Source organism: Photorhabdus sp. RM322S (genome assembly GCF_042879395.1).
GTDB lineage: Bacteria > Pseudomonadota > Gammaproteobacteria > Enterobacterales > Enterobacteriaceae > Photorhabdus > Photorhabdus khanii.
Genome location: NZ_JBHFKW010000051.1, coordinates 10,217 through 29,094, shown reverse-complemented (window position 1 = coordinate 29,094; position 18,878 = coordinate 10,217). Strand labels below are relative to the sequence as shown.

Below are 18,878 nucleotides of genomic sequence, written 5' to 3'. Positions count from 1 at the left end.
CTGCCTGCTCCGGATCAGATGGCATTGGCCCGCGAAGTTTATAAAGCACCACAGGGTGAGATTGAGTATACGCTGGCGACTATCTGGCGTGAGTTGCTGGGGGTAGAGCAGGTAAGCCGGCATGATAACTTTTTTGCACTGGGCGGACATTCTCTGCTGGCCACTCAATTTATTTTTGAATTGAAGAAAAAAGGCTATTGTTCATCAATTCGTGATTTGATGTTAAATCCAACCCTCTCTCAATACGCTTTGGTGTTAAGAGGAGAGCGACATTTCAATCAACCCGCATTAATTCCTTTTAAAAAGGGTAATGCACAAGCTTGTCTCTTCTTCCTCCCGACCGGAGAAGGTGATCTGTGGTATGCCAATGAAATTTCGCAAGTGCTGCCAGGGGAGTATTCCTGCTTTGGTGTACCTTGGCCCTCCGTAGAGCGCGGGGGAAATATGGAACAGATTGTTAATGAGATGGTCACGTTAATTTTAAGCCAGCGCGGTTGTGAACGGTATCGTCTGGTTGGTTATTCGGCGGGTGGCATATTAACTTATGCTATTGCGGAAAAATTACAGCGAATGAATTTAAATGTAGATTTTATCGGGCTCATTGATGTATTACACCCACGTTTATTGCCAGAGGAAACGAGAAAGTACGGACCTAAGGAGCTTATATTACATTCACTCATTCTGGATGGCATTATTCGGCATAATGAACCGTTAGTTGAGGCGTTGCAGCAGCGTGAATTTGAGCATCTGGCTGATTTTATCTCCTGTTTAAAACAGTCATCTTATCTTGATGACGTGTTCGATGTACCGGGTGAAGCCCACCGTTGGGAGCAGAGGGATCGAATGATTAAAGCGATTGCTGACTATGTTCCTCCTGCCGTTGATGGTCGGATTCATATTTATCATTCATCGGATGAGTTTGTGACAAAGGGAATGTCCGGCGAAGAGAATGTTTGGCAACCGACTAAAACGCTGGGTTGGGAACATAGTATTACGGTAGACAAAATAGTTTCTGTCAAAATACCCGGTGATCATGCCAGCATGATGTCTGATAAAGCGCACAGAAGCGTATTGATTGATGAATTATCCCGGGTGTTTAATTGAGTAAATAAAATTGAATCGGCTCCTCAGCTGAATAGGTTGAGGAGTTGTGAAGGTGATGTTTATTTTTGAGGTCTTAATGAAAAATTACCAGGAAAAGGTGAGTGTATTTTTTTACTCCCTGGCTATCTTATATAAAACGATGCCGGTTTATTTCTTTATATTTTTATTTCTTATTTTGATCCAAGCTGTGCTGCCAACGATTGGTGTCGTATTGAGTATTGATATTATCAATAGGATAAGCGATGGGTTTTTTGATGATTTGTATATAATGGTTTCTTTCTGGATGTTGTCGCTTATTTTACCAGGAATAATCACGCCTTTTGTGACAACAATACAAACCATGATGAATCAGCGGGCATCCTACGCGATACAAGTGAGAATAATGACGCTAACTGCCAATATTACTGATTTGAAAATTATGGAACAGCCGGAGGTTCATAATACATTTGACGTCTTATCGAAAGAGGCATCCTACAAACCACTTAGTTTTCTGATTAGTCTCATTGATTGTTTAAAAGGGAGTATTACGCTTATCTCACTGTCTATCATCTTGGCCTCATTAAGTTGGTGGTTACCTTTTGCACTTTTATTACCGATAATTCCTGTCACACTGTCGTTAACGAAAGCGCAGATTGATGTATTTGAAACGATGCTTGGCAAAGGGTTAACATCCCGGTTAATTATCTACTATTTAAGCGTCATGCTGAACATACATTTGATAAAAGAAATTAAGATGTACGGTCTTTCTACTTTTTTTATGGGAAAGCATGAAAAGGAGTTTAAGAATCTTGAAAAAGAGTTGAATCATGTGAGGAAAAAACAGCTCTATATCCCTCAACTTTGGAATGCTGTTTATTTAGCGGTATCAATTCTCTCTATGTACTGGATTGTGAGTAACATTATAAAAGGGGAGATCTCTTTGGGCGGAATGGTTGGGATTATACAGTCGATTTCTCTGTTTTGCGCTTCTTGTCAATGGCTTGTTTTTTCATTCAGCAATCTTGGGGTATCTCAGCTTTTTTTCTATCGACTCAAAGAAATAGAAAATCTGGCTTCCAACCAAGAGCAAAAATATGTGTTATCAGCCATGCCTGAAGACAGAACGATTAAGTTTGAGAATGTCAGTTTCTCGTATAATGAAACAGATAAAACATTATCAAATATTAATTTTACACTTTATCCAAATGATAATATAGCTATCGTTGGTGAAAATGGTTCTGGAAAATCAACATTAATAAAACTACTGTGTCGATTATACAAACCGACTGAGGGTGTTATTACTATGGGAGGGGTTGATATATCAACTATTGATATTAATGTCTGGTATAAAGAATTTTCGGTTTTGTTTCAAGATTTTGGTAAATATAATTTATCTATTTCGGAAAATGTGACTATTGGTAATTCAGAACAGTCAAATAACAAAGCCAGGTTTATTAAAGCTTGTGAAGATGCTGGCTTCGAGCTCAATTGTTATCCATCCGCAAATCATATGTTAGGGCGAGAGTTTTACGGTAACGATCTTTCTGGTGGCCAGTGGCAGCGGCTTTCTTTGGCGCGATCTTTTTTCTCCGGTGGTTCTGTCATTATATTTGATGAACCTACCAGTGCTATTGATCCGAAAGCAGAAGCCTATCTTTTTGATACATTCTATGAACTTTCTAAAGGACAAACTTCGATTATGATAACGCATAGATTGGGTGGTCTTAAACACGTTAATAGAATCATTGTATTGGCATCAGGTGAATTAGTCGAGGATGGCAGCCCTGAAGAGTTATTGAAAAAAGAAGGTTATTATTCTTATTTATACAATACTCAGAAAAAACAATATTATTGATTTATTTAATTGGAGATTTTTAAAAATTAAGCATGTTAATTGAAAATGGTTAATTGTTCTGAGTTATTGCGATTTATATTCTTAATTAACCTGTCATTCAAATGGAAATATTTAATTCATTCAATAAAATTGGACGCCCTATTTATGTGTGATAAAAATAGAAATATTGTATTATCAGAAATGTCAATTGGTCATTGTTACCCTAATCTGTTCTTGACTGAGAATACTCATCAATTTGATGAGTATTGCCTGGAATTATCACCTCAATTCACGACTGAGTTGCGTTTTCAATGTGATAGTTTGGCAGTGAGTTTTGCCAGCCTCTTTCACCTTGCCTGGGGGGTTGTGTTAGCAAAATATAGCGGTCAAGAGCAGGTCGTTATTGGTATACGACAAAATACTCAAATCGGTGCCGACCAGCACAATCAGGCTGGTCAGTCTATTTTATCTTTACATTTAAGTTGCCATGATCAGGGTGTCAGTGATGCGTTACGGTTTGTAGAACAATGTCTGTCATCGCCGTCAGTTAATACTGAAAATGAATATACGGTTGCTGCGCCGCTTCTTGCATTCAGCGACTACCAATGCCAATCTGACAATAACCCAGCCTGTTGGAGAAATGGCCTGGGGAAAGAAGTGGATCACCGTTTACCGTTAACCCTGACCACTGTTGATGACGGTATACATCTAACATTAACGACATGTTTGATGGCAGCCTCTGTATCCGCCAAACGATTATCAGGTTATTTGCAGCAGACATTGGCGCAATTGGTATGGGCGCTGCATGAACAGCCGAATTTTGCTATCAACCAGCTTGATATATTACCTCCTGAAGAACGCACGTTATTATTGGATCTCTGGAACGATACTCAATCTGACTATCCGGACGATGTTTGCATTCATACGTTGTTTGAACAACAGGTTGCAACTCATCCAGAAGCAACGGCGCTGGTTTTTTATAGTGAAACCCTGAGTTATGCGGAACTTAACTGTCGGGCAAACCAGTTAGCCCATTTTTTAATTGCTCAGGGGGTTGTTCCTGACAGCCGGGTGGCTATTTGTGTTGAACGAAGCCCATTAGCTATTATCAGTCTGCTGGCAATTTTAAAGGCAGGAGGGTGTTATGTGCCGTTGGATCCAGATTATCCGCCAGAACGGTTGCACTATATTTTGGACGATGCTGCACCAGAAGTTGTATTGTACGATACACAAAGCAATGCAGTATTAACGGCTTATCTCAAAACCGGGAAGAAGAGTTTAGATATTAGCCAGTTAACATTGTCGGATTTATCGAAAGAAAATCCGAATATACCCGCTTTAACTTCACGTCACTTGGCTTATGTGATTTACACCTCTGGTTCGACGGGAAATCCTAAAGGAGTCATGATTGAACATCGAAGCCTGGTAAATCTATTGCTGGCAATGAGTAATAAACTGAATTTTACCCACAAGGAAAGGATATTATTTTCCAGTACGATTTCATTTGATCTTGTGGCGTTGGAAATATACCTGCCATTAATTAATGGCTCAGCGGTGTTTATTGCCCACAAAAAAATATTCCTCAATAAAGAGGCCTTAGTCAAAATGTTGCTGGGCAATCAGATCACAATGATCCAAGGCACGCCTTCGACTTATAGCCTGATTACCAATGAAGATACTCAGTTTTTAAACAATATAAAAATATTATGTGGGGGAGAAGCACTGCCAATAAGCTTGGCTAACGTTTTATCTGTAAATAGTCACTCTGTCTGGAATTTGTATGGCCCAACAGAAACCACGATTTGGTCTACAGCCCATATTTTAGAGGATGAAGAGCTTGCGGTTGCCAACTATCCATCGATCGGTAAACCTATCGCTAATACGCGTATTTATTTGTTAGATAACCAACATCAGCCCGTCCCTTTAGGTGCTGTTGGTGAGCTGTATATTGGTGGAATGGGTGTTGCGCGGGGCTACTTAAACCGTGAAGAACTTACGGCAGAACGCTTTTTCCCAGATCCTTTTCATTCAGAAGGGGAGAATCGTATGTATCGCACAGGTGATCTGGTGCGTTACAGAGATGACGGTAATCTTGAGTATATTGGCCGCAATGATTACCAGATTAAGATCCGTGGTTTTCGTATTGAACTCGGAGAAATAGAGGCTCGTCTGCTTGCACACCCATCGGTACTGGCATCGGCAGTAGTTGCTATTGAAAACGAAAAAGGTGACAAACAGCTGGTGGCATACCTGGAGTTATCACCTGAGCTAAATCAGCAATCAGTCGCTGCGGTTTTACGTCAGCACTTGTTATCCAGCCTGCCAGATTACATGGTTCCCGTTGCTTTTGTTGCCTTGAAACAACTTCCGCTGACGTTCAATGGCAAACTTGATCGTGCTGCGCTGCCTGTACCGGATGAATCCGCTTATTATCGTCAGGATTATGAAGCCCCGCAGGGAGTAAAAGAGTCTCTCCTGGCGGAAATCTGGGGGCAATTGCTGAGTATTGAGCGTATTAGCCGCCATGATAATTTCTTCTCGCTTGGCGGACATTCGTTATTGACGGTTAAGTTGATTAGTCAGCTGAGAAAAGCAGGATATACCGTTCAGGCTGGGTCTCTGTTTTTAACACCTGTTTTAGCTGAACAGGCCGAGTTGCTGCGTGATTCAGACAATACGATAACCATTCCACCGAATCGGATTGGCACCAAATGCCATAAGATTATCCCTGAGATGCTGCCTTTAATTGAGATGAGCCAGACGGATATCGATCGGTTAGTCGTTCAGGTTCCGGGTGGTGTCACAAATATTCAGGATATCTACGGATTGTCGCCGTTACAGGACGGAATTTTATTCCATCATTTGTTGTCTGGCGAAGGGGATATTTATCAAATGATCTTTCGTCTCGCGTTTGATAACCGATCCTGCTTAGATAATTATATTAAGGCGTTACAACAGGTTATTGAACGTCATGATATTTTGCGCAGTGCTTTCTTCCGCAATGGACTGGACTGTGGGACGGTGCAGGTTGTGCTTCGGGAAGCCCCGTTACACATTGAAGACGTGACACTTTGTGCTGAATCTTCCATGTCGTATAGCGAACAATTGGCGGCAAGGCACACGCTTTCGCACCATCAATTAGACTTAAGTGAAGCTCCGTTACTGCGTCTGTTTATCGCTCAGGAACCAGATAGTGAGCGTTGGCTGGTACTGGAAGTGATGCACCATTTAATTGGGGATAACACCACACTGGCGTTAATACATCATGAGATAGAAACACGGTTAGCAGGACACAATGCTGACTCTCTACCGGTGGCTGAACCTTATCGTAATCTCATTGCAACCGCTTCTATGGCGAATCAAGACCAGCGTTATGAAGATTATTTCCGCCGTATGCTTGCAAATATTGATGAGCCAACCGCCCCATTTAATCTGTATGACGCGGTGCAGAGTAATACTCAATTCGACGAATGTTATCGTGAGCTGCCAGATGAGCTCAATGCTTCCCTGCGTAATTTAGCCCGGCATTATGGTGTGAGCCTGGCGAGTTTAGTTCATTTGGCTTGGGGCGTTTTATTGGCTAAAAGCAGTGGCTTGCAAAAGGTTGTTACGGGAACGGTCTTATTCGGTCGCATGGGGGGAGAATTTGGTGCTGAACAGGGGATTGGACTGTTTATTAATACGCTGCCGTTACGGTTAGATATTGATAAAAGCAGTGTAGCTGATGCTTTAGTCAATACGCACAAACGGCTATCTGAGCTGCTTTGCTATGAGCACACACCATTAGTAGAAGCTCAACGCTGTAGTTCAGTTGCCGCACCCGCACCGTTATTTACCGCATTACTGAACTATCGTCATAGTCAAACACGGGTAGAAGAAAAGACGGCAGCCTTTCGTTCGCTGGGAATTGAGTTTTTGGGGGAAGAGGAGCGCAGTAACTATCCACTTAGCTTGTCAATAGAAGATGACGACCTTAGCTTATCTTTGTCTGCACAGGTCGTAACTCCTTTGTCAGCGATCCAAATTTGTGACTATGTTCAACAGACATTGATACAGCTTGTTCTGGCACTGGAGCAACAGCCGACACGGCCTGTCTGTCAATTAGATATATTACTCACAGATGAACGGATTCGGCTGCTAAATACCTGGCACAATTCCCGAATTGATTATCCTCTTGCCTGTTGTATTCACACGCTTTTCGAACAACAGGCAGAAGCAAATCCCCAAGCTACAGCACTGATATTTAAAGGGGAAGTGCTGAGTTACGCAGAGCTGAATCGTTGGGCGAATAAACTGGCACATTGCCTTGTCGCAAAAGGTGTTAAGCCTGATATGCGGGTTGCGATCTGTGCGGATAGAGGTTTTGAGCTGATTATTGGTTTATTAGCCATATTAAAAGCCGGCGGTGCTTACGTTCCTCTTGATCCTGTTTATCCGCCAGAGCGTTTACACTATATCCTTGAGGATGCTCAACCCACTCTGTTATTACATGATGCTGTAGGAAAAGAGGTACTGAAAGCAGTCTCTATTGAAGATAGTGCTTGCTTAATGCTTGAGTTGGCATTATTTGCGGATAGGAGTGAAGCTTCCCCGGTAATGACTGCGTTAACAGCTAAAAATCTGGCTTATGTGATCTATACGTCAGGTTCTACAGGGCGGCCGAAAGGGGTAATGATAGAACATCAGGCAATTTATCAGAGAGCGTGTTTTTTCAAAGATCAGTTTGCCATTTCCGCCGAAGATAGAGTGTTACAATTTTCTTCCATCTCGTTTGATGCTTCTGTAGAGGAAATATTTTCATCACTGTCTCATGGTGCAACCCTTGTATTGCGTGATGAGAGTTGGGTCACCTCTGCTCAGACGTTTTTGGATTGCTGTGACGTTAACAAAATTACGACGATGTTATTACCTGCGGTTTTTTGGTCTGAGATTGCGGACAAAATGCAACAGTGCTCGTTGCCTGATTCCATTAGGTTAATGATTATCGGTGGGGAAGCGGCAAAGAAATCTGCTTTTGATTTATGGTTTAATGCTAAAGGCCACAGGCCGATGCTGATTAATGCTTATGGGCCAACAGAAGCAACAATTATTGCTACGACTCAGCAGGTAACCAGCGCAGAATATGGCAACTATATTGGGCGGCCCGTCACGAATGCACGTATTTATTTACTTGATGATCAGCAACTGCTTGTTCCCTCAGGTGCTATTGGCGAAGTGTATATTGGCGGCGAAGGGGTTGCCCGGGGTTATTTAAACCGTCCTGAACTCACCGCGGAACGCTTTTTTCCTGATCCTTTTCATCCTGAACCTCATGCACGTATGTACCGCAGCGGTGATTTAGCCCGTTATAATGACAAAGGTAATCTTGAATATCTTGGTCGTAACGATCATCAGATTAAGATCCGTGGTTATCGTATTGAACCGGGCGAGATTGAGGCGTGTCTTGATAACCATCCCAGGGTTCTGTCATCCGCCATTATTGCCCGTGAAGACCGTACTACTGGTAAGCGATTAGTCGCTTATATCGTTATTTCCGCTGATGTGGCTAAAGAACCACTGGTGGCGACTTTGCGGCAATATCTGTTGGCTATGTTGCCGGAATATATGGTTCCTGCGGCTTTTGTTGTATTAGAGCGCCTGCCGCTGACACCCAATGGCAAGATTGACCGTAAGGCATTACCTGCTCCCGATATTTCTGCCTATGAACATCAGAGTTATCAAGCCCCTCATGGGGAAATCGAACAGATGGTGGCTGATATTTGGTGTGAATTGCTGGGTATTGAGAAAGTGAGTCGCTTTGATAATTTTTTCTCTCTCGGGGGCCATTCTCTACTCGTTATACAGTTGATGGGATTATTAAGAAAACGGGGTTATGTCGTTCCGGCTGGCTCTCTTTTTTCTACATCAAAGTTAGCGGATCAGGCTGCGATACTTAAAGAAGCGGATGAGGGATCATTAATACCCGCTAATTTGATTGGTGCTGACGGTGAGCGAATTGTGCCGGAAATGCTGCCGTTGGTTAGCATGAACCAGACTGATATCGATAAGCTGATTGGGAAAGTACCGGGAGGGGTGAGCAATATTCAGGATATTTATGCTTTAGCACCGTTACAGGATGGTATCTTATTCCACCATCTGTTGGCTCAGGAAGGCGACCCTTATCAGGTTATATTCAGGTTGGCTTTTAACGATCGGCAAAGTCTTGATGCTTATATCGACGCGTTACAGCAGGTGGTGAATCGTCACGATATTCTGCGCACCGTATTTCTGGCAGAGGATCTTAGCTGTGGGCCGGTACAGGTCGTTTTAAAATCAGCTTTGCTACAGGTGACAGAAGTCTCCCTCGCAGCGGGATCATCCATACCCTTTATAGAGCAGTTAGCGGCTCATCATACCCTTGCTCATCATCGTTTGGCATTGAATGAAGCGCCTTTATTGCGTTTGTTCATTGCACAAGAACCTGGCAGTGAGCGCTGGCTGGTACAGGAGGTGATGCATCATCTGATCGGCGACCATGCCACTTTGGATGTGATGCATAATGAAATCAGCCTGTTGTTGTCCGGACAGGCAGAACAATTATCCATACCTGTACCTTATCGCAACTTGGTTGCCTGTGCCCGCAGAGCGAATGAGAACCGAGCTTATGAAGCTTATTTTCGTGCTTTATTAGCTGATATTGATGAACCTACCGCACCTTTTGCTATTTATGATGTGGAACAAGATGGCGGTCAGGTAGATGAATATCACCTTGAGCTGCCTTATGAACTTAATGTTGCGTTACGTGGTTTAGCACGGCACTTCGGTGTCAGCCTAGCCAGCCTGATGCATTTGGGCTGGGGGCTGGTGCTGGCGAAAAGCAGCGACCGGCAACAGGTGGTTACCGGGACAGTACTGTTTGGCCGAATGGGAAGTCATACCGGCGCTGAACAAGGAATGGGGCTATTTATTAATACCTTGCCACTACGGATGGATATTGATACTCAAAACGTAGCTGATGCATTAATCCAAACTCACGAACGTTTGTCGCAACTGCTTGCCTATGAGCATACGCCGCTGGCGGAGGCGCAACGTTGTAGTGGTGTCGTTGCACCAACGCCACTGTTTACCACACTGATTAACTACCGGCATAACCGGCAAATGGATAGCGGGAAATCCGGTTTTTGCTCTTTACGCAATGTAGAGCGACTTGGAGAAGAAGAGAGAAGTAACTACCCTTTGAATCTCTCGGTAGAGGATAACGGCAACAGTTTAGGCTTAACGGTTCAGGTTGTGGCTCCCCTTTCAGCGGTACGGCTGTGTGGCTATATTCAGCAGGCGCTGGAACAAATTGTATGGTCGTTAAATGAACACTCAGAGCTGCCTGTGTGCCAGCTTAATATTCTGCCGCAGAATGAGGTTCAGTTATTGCTTGAGGAGTGGAACCGGACGCAAGCGTCTTATCCTGCTGAACTTTGTATTCATCGTTTGTTTGAGCAGTGGGCAGAAACAAATCCAGACGCTCCAGCGATTGTTTTTGATGGGGAAGTTCTCAGTTATATGGAGGTCAACCACCGGGCAAATCAGTTAGCTCATGCCTTAATTGCTCAAGGCGTTATTCCCGATGCCCGGATTGCTGTTTGTGCGGAAATAAGCCCTGAGATGGTCGTGGGGCTATTGGCAATACTCAAAGCCGGTGGGGCTTATGTGCCTATTGATCCCCGCTATCCGCATGAACGTTTGCGGTATATTGTAGAAAATGCAGAACCTGTGCTGGTTTTGTACGATAAAAGCGGGGAGGAAGCATTAAAAACAGAATATGACTTGGTTAAAAAAGGTTTTGATCTATTCCGCCCGATAGATTGTTCAGGCTTGAATCACAATCCAGAAATAGCCGGTCTGAATTCAAGTCATTTGGCCTATGTGATTTACACTTCGGGTTCAACCGGGCAACCGAAAGGCATCATGGTTGAACATCGTAATATCGTGAACCTCATCAATTGCATGATGAATAGCATAATGCTGCCTTTAGGTTTTGTGACCACGCCGACGGTCAGTATTTCCTTTGATGTCTCGGTCAGAGAGCTGTTATTTGCGTTATGCAGTGGTGCTCAGTTGCTATTGCCGCCACTGGAAGAGAGTAGTAACCCGATATTCAGCATGGACTGGCGAGCCAGTCAGCCCATTGATTTGATGTATCTGGTTGCGCCTCTGGCGTCGGAAAGTGTTAAAAGAGGCAAACTGCCTGCTTCATTAAAATACTTGATGACCGGGGGAGACAAATGCACTCTGGCTCATGCCGATTTGCCAGCAGGATGTACGCTTATTGATAACTACGGACCGGCAGAAACCACGGTTGATTCAACGTTTGGAGTGTTTAGTGCGGATGATATTAAGCATCACATTGGACGGCCTATTGCGAATACTTCCATTTATTTGTTGGACCGTTATCAGAATCTGGTGCCATTGGGGGCTGTAGGCGAAATTTATATTGGTGGTGCAGGGGTTGCCAGAGGTTATATAAAACAACCAGAATTAACGGCTGAACGTTTTCTTCATGATCCATTCTGTACTCAACCCGGTTCCCGCATGTACCGGAGTGGAGACTTAGCCCGTTACGATCATGACGGCAATATTGAGTATATAGGCCGCAATGATCGTCAGATCAAAATTCAGGGCGTTCGCATTGAACCTGGAGAGATTGAGCTGCTTATTGAGCAATATAACGATATTGAGCAAGTTGTGGTTATTGCCCGAAACGATGTGGGTGAGACTCCCTGCTTGGTTGCCTATTTAGTTTTATCTTCTGAGGCGAATAATAAGAACTTACTGGAAACGTTACGCCATTATCTGCGTGATCATTTACCCCCGCATATGATACCCGCAGCTTATGTGATACTTGACTCTCTGCCGTTGAGTCCAAACGGTAAAGTTGATCGAAAAGCGTTGCCGGTTCCTGACCAGACAGCCTACGCCGCCTCGCACTATGAACCGCCTCAGAATGAACTGGAAGAAATGCTTATCAGCCTTTGGCAAGAGCTTTTAGCGGTCAATAAGATAGGCCGAAATGATAACTTCTTCCAATTGGGGGGACAGTCACTGTTGGTTGTTCGGTTTGTCTTTCGGCTTCAGGAAGAAACCGGCTTTTTGCTGTCATTCTCCTCGGTATTTAAAACACCGGTACTCTGCGATCTTTCTGACAGCATCATCCTGTCCCTGATTAATAAGAACTAAGGGTTATTACGATGAAAGACATAAAAACTATTCTTGCCAAATTCAATGAGTCAGAACTGAATCGGATAAAAAACCTGGGGCGTTCTTCTTTATTGGAAAACCGTTCTGATGAAGAGGTGATTAAACCATTAGCCAGATTAGTACAGGGTGAGCATTTATCCGCATCACAGAAACGGATGTGGTTGGTACATGAAATTGAAGGTGGGTCGGTTAACTATCATGTTCCCGTTGCCTATAAACTGGACGGGAATTTAAACACAGAATTATTCTGTCAGGCGTTGAATGCCGTATTTCGCCGTCATCAGGCGCTACGTTCCACCTTCATCGTACAGAACCTGACGCCGGTTGCTAAAATATTAAGTGAAGAGACACCGTTTCCCCTTATTTTTTCAGATTTGAGACCTGTTGATGACAAAGAAGAAATATTAGCTCAGTTGATCGAAGAAACATTTAATTCGCCTTTTGATTTTGTTCAGGGGCCTTTATTAAGAGCTTGTCTGGTTCAATTACAAAATGATGAATATATTTTTTTATTAAGCCAGCACCATATTATTACCGATGGTTGGTCTATCGGTATATTTATTAATGAATTATGTACCATTTATAATGACCTCATTCATCATAGAGCAATTTCGCTTCTTCCACTTTCATTAGATTATTTTGATTATACTGCCTGGCAGAATCGATACCTGACTGAAGAGAAACTCGCTTCACAAATAGCGTATTGGAAGCCGCAGCTTGCCGATATTCCGCCGCTCTTAACACTGCCCACAACTTACCCCAGACCGAAAAAGCCGTCACAACAGGGCGATACATGTACGTTTATTATTGATCAACAGCTAACCGAACAGCTCAAACTGCTCAGCCAAAAGAACGGAATGACATTGTTTATGACAGTGATGGCTGCCTGGGCGGTTGTGCTTAACCGGCTTTCCGGCCAGGACAGCGTGGTTATTGGCACTCCCTTTGCCAACAGAAACCGGGCAGAAATAAGAGAAATGGTCGGGTTCTTTGTCAATATGTTGCCGGTAAGGGTTGATATTGATCGTGAACTCTCCATTTGGGAATTGCTAAATCAGGTAAAAAATACGGTTATTAATGTACAAGATAATCAGGATATCCCTTTTGAACGCATCGTTGAGGTGATAAATCCTGAGCGTAGTTTGTCTTATTCACCGATTTTTCAGGTTTTACTGGCCTGGCAGGATTTTTATGAAGGGGAATTGGCGTTTGCAGGTATTGAGGCGGCTCCGGTTAACTATGCGGCTAATAAGGTAAAGTTTGATCTTGAACTTTTTATGCACCAGCGTGGTGGCGAAATTGTTGGCGGCATAAATTACGCTACGGAACTGTTTGACAAACAGACCATTGAGCGTCATTTAAGCTATTACCTCATTGTGTTACGTGCGATGGTAGGCAATGTGGCACAACGTGTCAGAAACATAGATATTCTTCCTGAAAGCGAACGTAGTTTGCAATTAAATCAATGGAATAAGATTTCAATTGATGGGCAGGTTGACTATTGTCTTCACCAGTTAGTTGAGCAGCAGGTTGCCAATACACCCGAGGCTGTAGCATTAGTCTTTCAGGATAAGACGCTAAGTTACGATGAATTGAATCGCCAGGCTAATCAATTGGCTCATTGTCTGATTGCGGAGGGGGTGAAGCCGGATGACCGGGTAGCCATTTGTGTTGACCGAAGCTTGCAGATGATTATTGGGTTATTGGCTATCCTAAAAGCCGGAGCCAGCTATGTCTCACTCGATCCGGTTTATCCTAAAGAACGGCTCCAATATATTTTACAGGATGCGGCTCCTATTCTAGTGTTACAGGATAATGCTGGTGCAGAAGCGTTGCAGGGGGTGCTAAGTGATAAGCAGAAGGGCATCCATTTTAGTCAGGTTCAAGACAAAGATTTGTCGGAAGAGAATCCTAACGTCTCGGCCTTGAAACCGCATAACCTGGCTTATGTTATCTATACTTCTGGCTCAACCGGGCATCCTAAAGGCGTGATGGTTGAACATCGTCAGGTTACACGACTTCTAACTACCACTGAAAGGCTGTTTTCTTTCAAACCGGATGATGTGTGGTGTCTCGCGCACTCATTTTCTTTTGATTTCTCGGTATGGGAAATATTCGGAGCACTTTATTTTGCTGGGCGTCTGGTGATTATTCCTTCGGATAAAATCAGATCGATTGATGATTTTTATCATATTGTTACTAAGGAAAAAGTTACTGTTTTAAATCAAACACCAAGTGCCTTTAATAGTTTTATCGAGGTTTATCAAAGTGCACAAAGTTGCCTGAGGTACATTATTTTTGGTGGCGAAGCGTTGATGAAAACAACGTTGGAGAAATTTAGGGCGAAAGAGCGTAATCACAATATCAAGCTGATTAACATGTATGGTATTACTGAAATTACCGTTCATGCGACGTTTAGAGAGGTCAATGAAGAAGATATTGATAACAGAGTCTTAATTGGTCATCCACTACCTGACCTTTCAATTTATATTGTAAACGAGCAACTTCATTTACTGCCAGCGGGGGCAGTAGGTGAAATGTACGTTGGAGGAGCAGGGGTTACCCGGGGTTATCTCAACCGGTCTGAACTGACCGCACAACGTTTTATTACTGATCCATTTAATCCTGCATCAGATTCGAGGATGTACCGCACGGGTGACTTAGCGCGTTATGATCATGAAGGGAATATTGAATATATTGGTCGTAACGATCATCAGGTGAAAATTCGCGGTTTTCGTATTGAACTGGGTGAAATAGAGGCTTGCCTTGAAACCCATCCACGAGTACGGGAAGCTGTGGTGCTTGCCAGAGAAGGTAACGGTGGCGATAAACGATTGGTCGCGTATGTTGTCCTTTCTTCCTTGCAGGTTAACGGGCAGATGTCGGCAACGCTGCGTCAGCATCTCTTGTCCAGTTTGCCTGAATATATGGTTCCTGCGGCTTTTGTTGTATTGGAGCACTTTCCGTTAACAACGAATGGTAAGCTTGATCGCTGGGCCTTGCCGGAACCCGATGAATCGGCTTATCAGCGACAGGTTTATGAAGCTCCCCGGGGTGAAATCGAACAGTTATTAGCACAATGCTGGTGTGAGCTGTTAGGTGTAGAAAAAGTTGGCCGTAATGATAACTTCTTCACGCTGGGAGGGCACTCTCTGTTGGTTGTTCAATTAATGGGGTTACTGAGAAAACAGCGTCATACAATACAGGCAGGCGCATTGTTTTCAACACCTGTATTTCATGAACAAGCCGCATTGCTTAAAGAAGCAAATGATGTTTCGGTTATTCCATTAAATCAAATAACGCCTGATACGGATTCTATTACGCCTGAAATGCTACCTTTGGCAGAGATGACACAGGTTGATATTGATACATTGATTAGCCAGGTTCCCGGTGGGATTCAAAATATTCAGGATATTTATGGACTGTCGCCATTACAGGATGGCATTTTCTTTCATCACCTTCTGGCAAAAGACGGTGATCCCTATCAGGTGATGTCTCAACTCGCTTTTAAAAATCGAGCTTGTCTTGATGCTTATATTAATGCTTTGCAGCAAGTCATTCATCGCCATGATATTTTGCGTACCGCTTTTTTCAGCGAACCACTTTCTTGTGGGCCGGTACAAGTCGTGCTGAGAAATGCCCGATTACAAGTCAAAGAAGTGAGTTTATCGACAGTTTCATCAGATTCATTTATTAGCCAGCTGGTGGCCAGCCATACCATTACGGGTCACCGTATGGCGCTTAATGAAGCACCTTTATTGCATTTATTGATAGCAAAAGGGCAGGAGAGTGAACGCTGGCTGGCGTTACAGGTTATGCACCACCTTATCGGCGATCATACGACGCTTGAAATCATGCATCGTGAGATAGAGCACATTCTGTCTGGACAGACGTCCCTATTGCCACTGACAGTTCCTTATCGGAACCTGATCGCATATGCAAACCAAGTCAATAGGGATAAAGCCTACGAGCCTTATTTCCAACGTATGCTGGCTGATATAGATGAGCCTACAGCGCCATTTGGTCTCTATGATGTGATGCAGGATGGTAGCCGGGTAGATGAATGCCATATTGAACTACCGGCAGAACTTAATGTTGCATTGCGTGAATTGGCGCGACGCCACGGTGTCACCCTTGCCAGCCTGGCCCATTTAGGATGGGGAATGGTGTTAGCCAAAAGTACCGGACGAGAGCAGGTCGTGACGGGAACGGTGCTGTTTGGTCGTTTAGGGGGAGAAACCGGCGTTGAGCAAGGAGTGGGGCTGTTTATTAATACATTACCACTGAGGCTGGATATTGATGAACGTAGTGTGGTGGATGTGTTGGAAGAAACGCATCAACGTTTATCTGATCTGCTGTCCTATGAGCAGACACCTTTGGTTGCCGCACAGCGTTGTAGCGGTGTGATAGCGCCGGCACCGTTGTTTACTGCTTTGTTTAATTATCGTCATAATGAGCAAGACATCTCGGAGTATCGTAAAAGTTATGAACAGTACGGTATCGAGATGTTGGATGGTGAAGAGCAAAGCAACTATCCGGTAAGTATCTCGGTAGAGGATTGTGGTACTCAACTGGGATTAACGGCTCAAGTTGTCTCCCCTTTATCTGCTTCTCGGTTGTGTGGCTATTTGCAACAGGCTTTAATACAGCTGGCTTGGGCATTGAATGAACAGCCGGATCTGCCTGTCTGCCAGTTGGATGTTCTGCCTGCGGCAGAACGTTCGTTGCTGTTAGATACTTGGAACTCAGTCCGGATAGATGACAAAACGGCACAGTGTATTCACCATCAGTTTGAGTTTCAGGCGGTTGTGACACCAGACGCAATCGTATTAGAATTTAATGGGTTAAAGATAAGCTACGCAGAGCTAAATAGTCAGGCAAACAAGCTGGCTCATCGGTTGCTGGCAGAAGGCGTTAAGCCTGATAGCCGGGTAGTGATCTGCGTAGCTAAAAGCCCTGAGATGGTGATGGGTATGCTGGCGGTTTTAAAAGCTGGTGGCGCTTATGTTCCTATTGATCCCGATTATCCTCAGGCCCGGCTGGCGTATATTTTGCAAGATGCTGCGCCTGTATTGGTGCTTCACGACCAGGCAGGTGAAAAAGCGTTGTCGGCACTGAACAGTGAATTTACCCTGTTGGATCTTAACCAACCATTAGACGTCAGTTTGTCAAAAAGTAATCCTGATATTCGAAATCTGACAACAGAAAATCTGGCTTATATCATCTACACCTCGGGTTCAACAGGACAACCGAAAGGCGTCATGGTTGATCATCAGGCCATTTATCAAAGATGGTTAGGGTTTAACGAACTGTATAAGGTGACACCGCAGGATAGGGTACTGCAATTTTCCTCTTTCTCTTTCGATGCTTCGGTAGAGGAATTTTTCTCGTCGCTATGCAATGGTGCAACATTAGTGATTCGCGATAATCACTGGTTATCATCTATTCAGGAATTTATCTTGCAGGTGAAGAAAAACTGTATCACGGTGATCTCTTTACCCACATTATTCTGGGCTGAACTGGCTGCCAGAGACAAAGCGCTACCGCTGTCTGAGGATCTCCGATTGATTATCATTGGTGGAGAAGCGGTGAAGAAGAGTTCAATACAAGCGTGGTTTTCACATGAAACTCACCGACCTTGTTTATTAAATACATATGGGCCAACTGAAAATACGGTTATTGCAACCTGTCAGGAAATCGCTTCAGCCGATCATGTATGTTCAATAGGTAAACCTGTTATGAATACAGCTATTTATCTTCTGGATCAATATGGTCAACCTGCGCCATTAGGCAGTATTGGCGAAATTTATATTGGTGGAGTGGGGGTTGCATGTGGCTATCTCAATTTGCCAGAACTGAGTGCGGAGCGCTTTGTCGGTGATCCTTTTGCCCGGCGGGCTGGTGCTCGCATGTATCGAACCGGAGATATGGCTCGTTATGACAATCAGGGGAATATTGAATATCTTGGTCGCAATGATCATCAGGTTAAGATTCGGGGTTATCGCATTGAGCTTAGCGAAATTGAAGAAAGACTGGAGAATCATCCCATTGTCAATAAATCGGTAGTACGGGCTCGTGATACTGCGGGAGGCAGTAAACAACTCGTTGCTTATTTAACGGTATTTGAAAAGGGAGAGCATCACCATCTTATTGAACAATTACGTGAATACTTATCGAATGATTTACCGGATTATATGATCCCTGCGGACTTTTTAATTCTGGATAATATGCCGATGAATACCAGTGGTAAAATAGACTATAAATCTTTACCACTAGCTAAAATACCCCAACAAAGCACTGATGATTTTTCCCCTCCGGCTAATATGGTGCAAAAAGTCATTGCTGAAATATGGATGAAAGTTCTTGGAGTTTCACGAATAGACCAGAATGACAATTTCTTTAATATCGGTGGCGATTCAATTTTAAGTATTAGAATGAATGGTATAGTTAAGAACGTGTTTAATATTGATGTTGAATATTCCAGGGTTTTTCTAAATCCCACATTAAAGCAGTTTTCTTCTTTTGTTTCTATGAAGATAGGAATGGACGCATGATTATTTTTTATTGATTTTTTCGCCTAAAAAAAGTTATATTTTAATATTGTCGATAGTCATAAATAGTTAATTATATTAATGACTGACTATGGCGATTTTATAATAATGGATAGGTAATGCCTTACCCCAACTATAATAGTTGGGGTAAGGCAAGTATTTTTTCTAATGAGTGGATG

4 protein-coding genes are annotated in these 18,878 nt (G+C 43.4%); all 4 read left to right on the top strand.

The features are described from left to right. Positions 1–1,104, top strand: a 1,104-nt coding sequence (locus ACGF63_RS20210) for a thioesterase domain-containing protein (protein WP_387632845.1), incomplete at its 5' end; no start/stop codon positions are given. 55 nt (positions 1,105–1,159) lie between these two features. Beyond that, complete coding sequence (locus ACGF63_RS20205; RefSeq protein WP_152963128.1) at positions 1,160–2,938, top strand: ABC transporter ATP-binding protein; 1,779 nt, start codon at positions 1,160–1,162, stop codon at positions 2,936–2,938. A gap of 144 nt (positions 2,939–3,082) precedes the next feature. Next, positions 3,083–12,127 carry an amino acid adenylation domain-containing protein gene (locus tag ACGF63_RS20200; RefSeq protein ID WP_387632844.1) on the top strand — a complete coding sequence of 3,015 codons (9,045 nt, stop codon included), beginning with the start codon at positions 3,083–3,085 and terminating at the stop codon, positions 12,125–12,127. A gap of 11 nt (positions 12,128–12,138) precedes the next feature. Further along, on the top strand, positions 12,139–18,702 hold the full coding sequence (locus tag ACGF63_RS20195) for an amino acid adenylation domain-containing protein (protein WP_387632842.1): 6,564 nt from the start codon (positions 12,139–12,141) through the stop codon (positions 18,700–18,702). Positions 18,703–18,878 lie beyond the last annotated feature (176 nt).

Coding starts and splice junctions, on each gene's coding strand:
- ACGF63_RS20205 (WP_152963128.1), top strand. CDS start 1,160: ATGTTTATTTTTGAGGTCTTAATGAAAAATTACCAGGAAAAGGTGAGT.
- ACGF63_RS20200 (WP_387632844.1), top strand. CDS start 3,083: ATGTGTGATAAAAATAGAAATATTGTATTATCAGAAATGTCAATTGGT.
- ACGF63_RS20195 (WP_387632842.1), top strand. CDS start 12,139: ATGAAAGACATAAAAACTATTCTTGCCAAATTCAATGAGTCAGAACTG.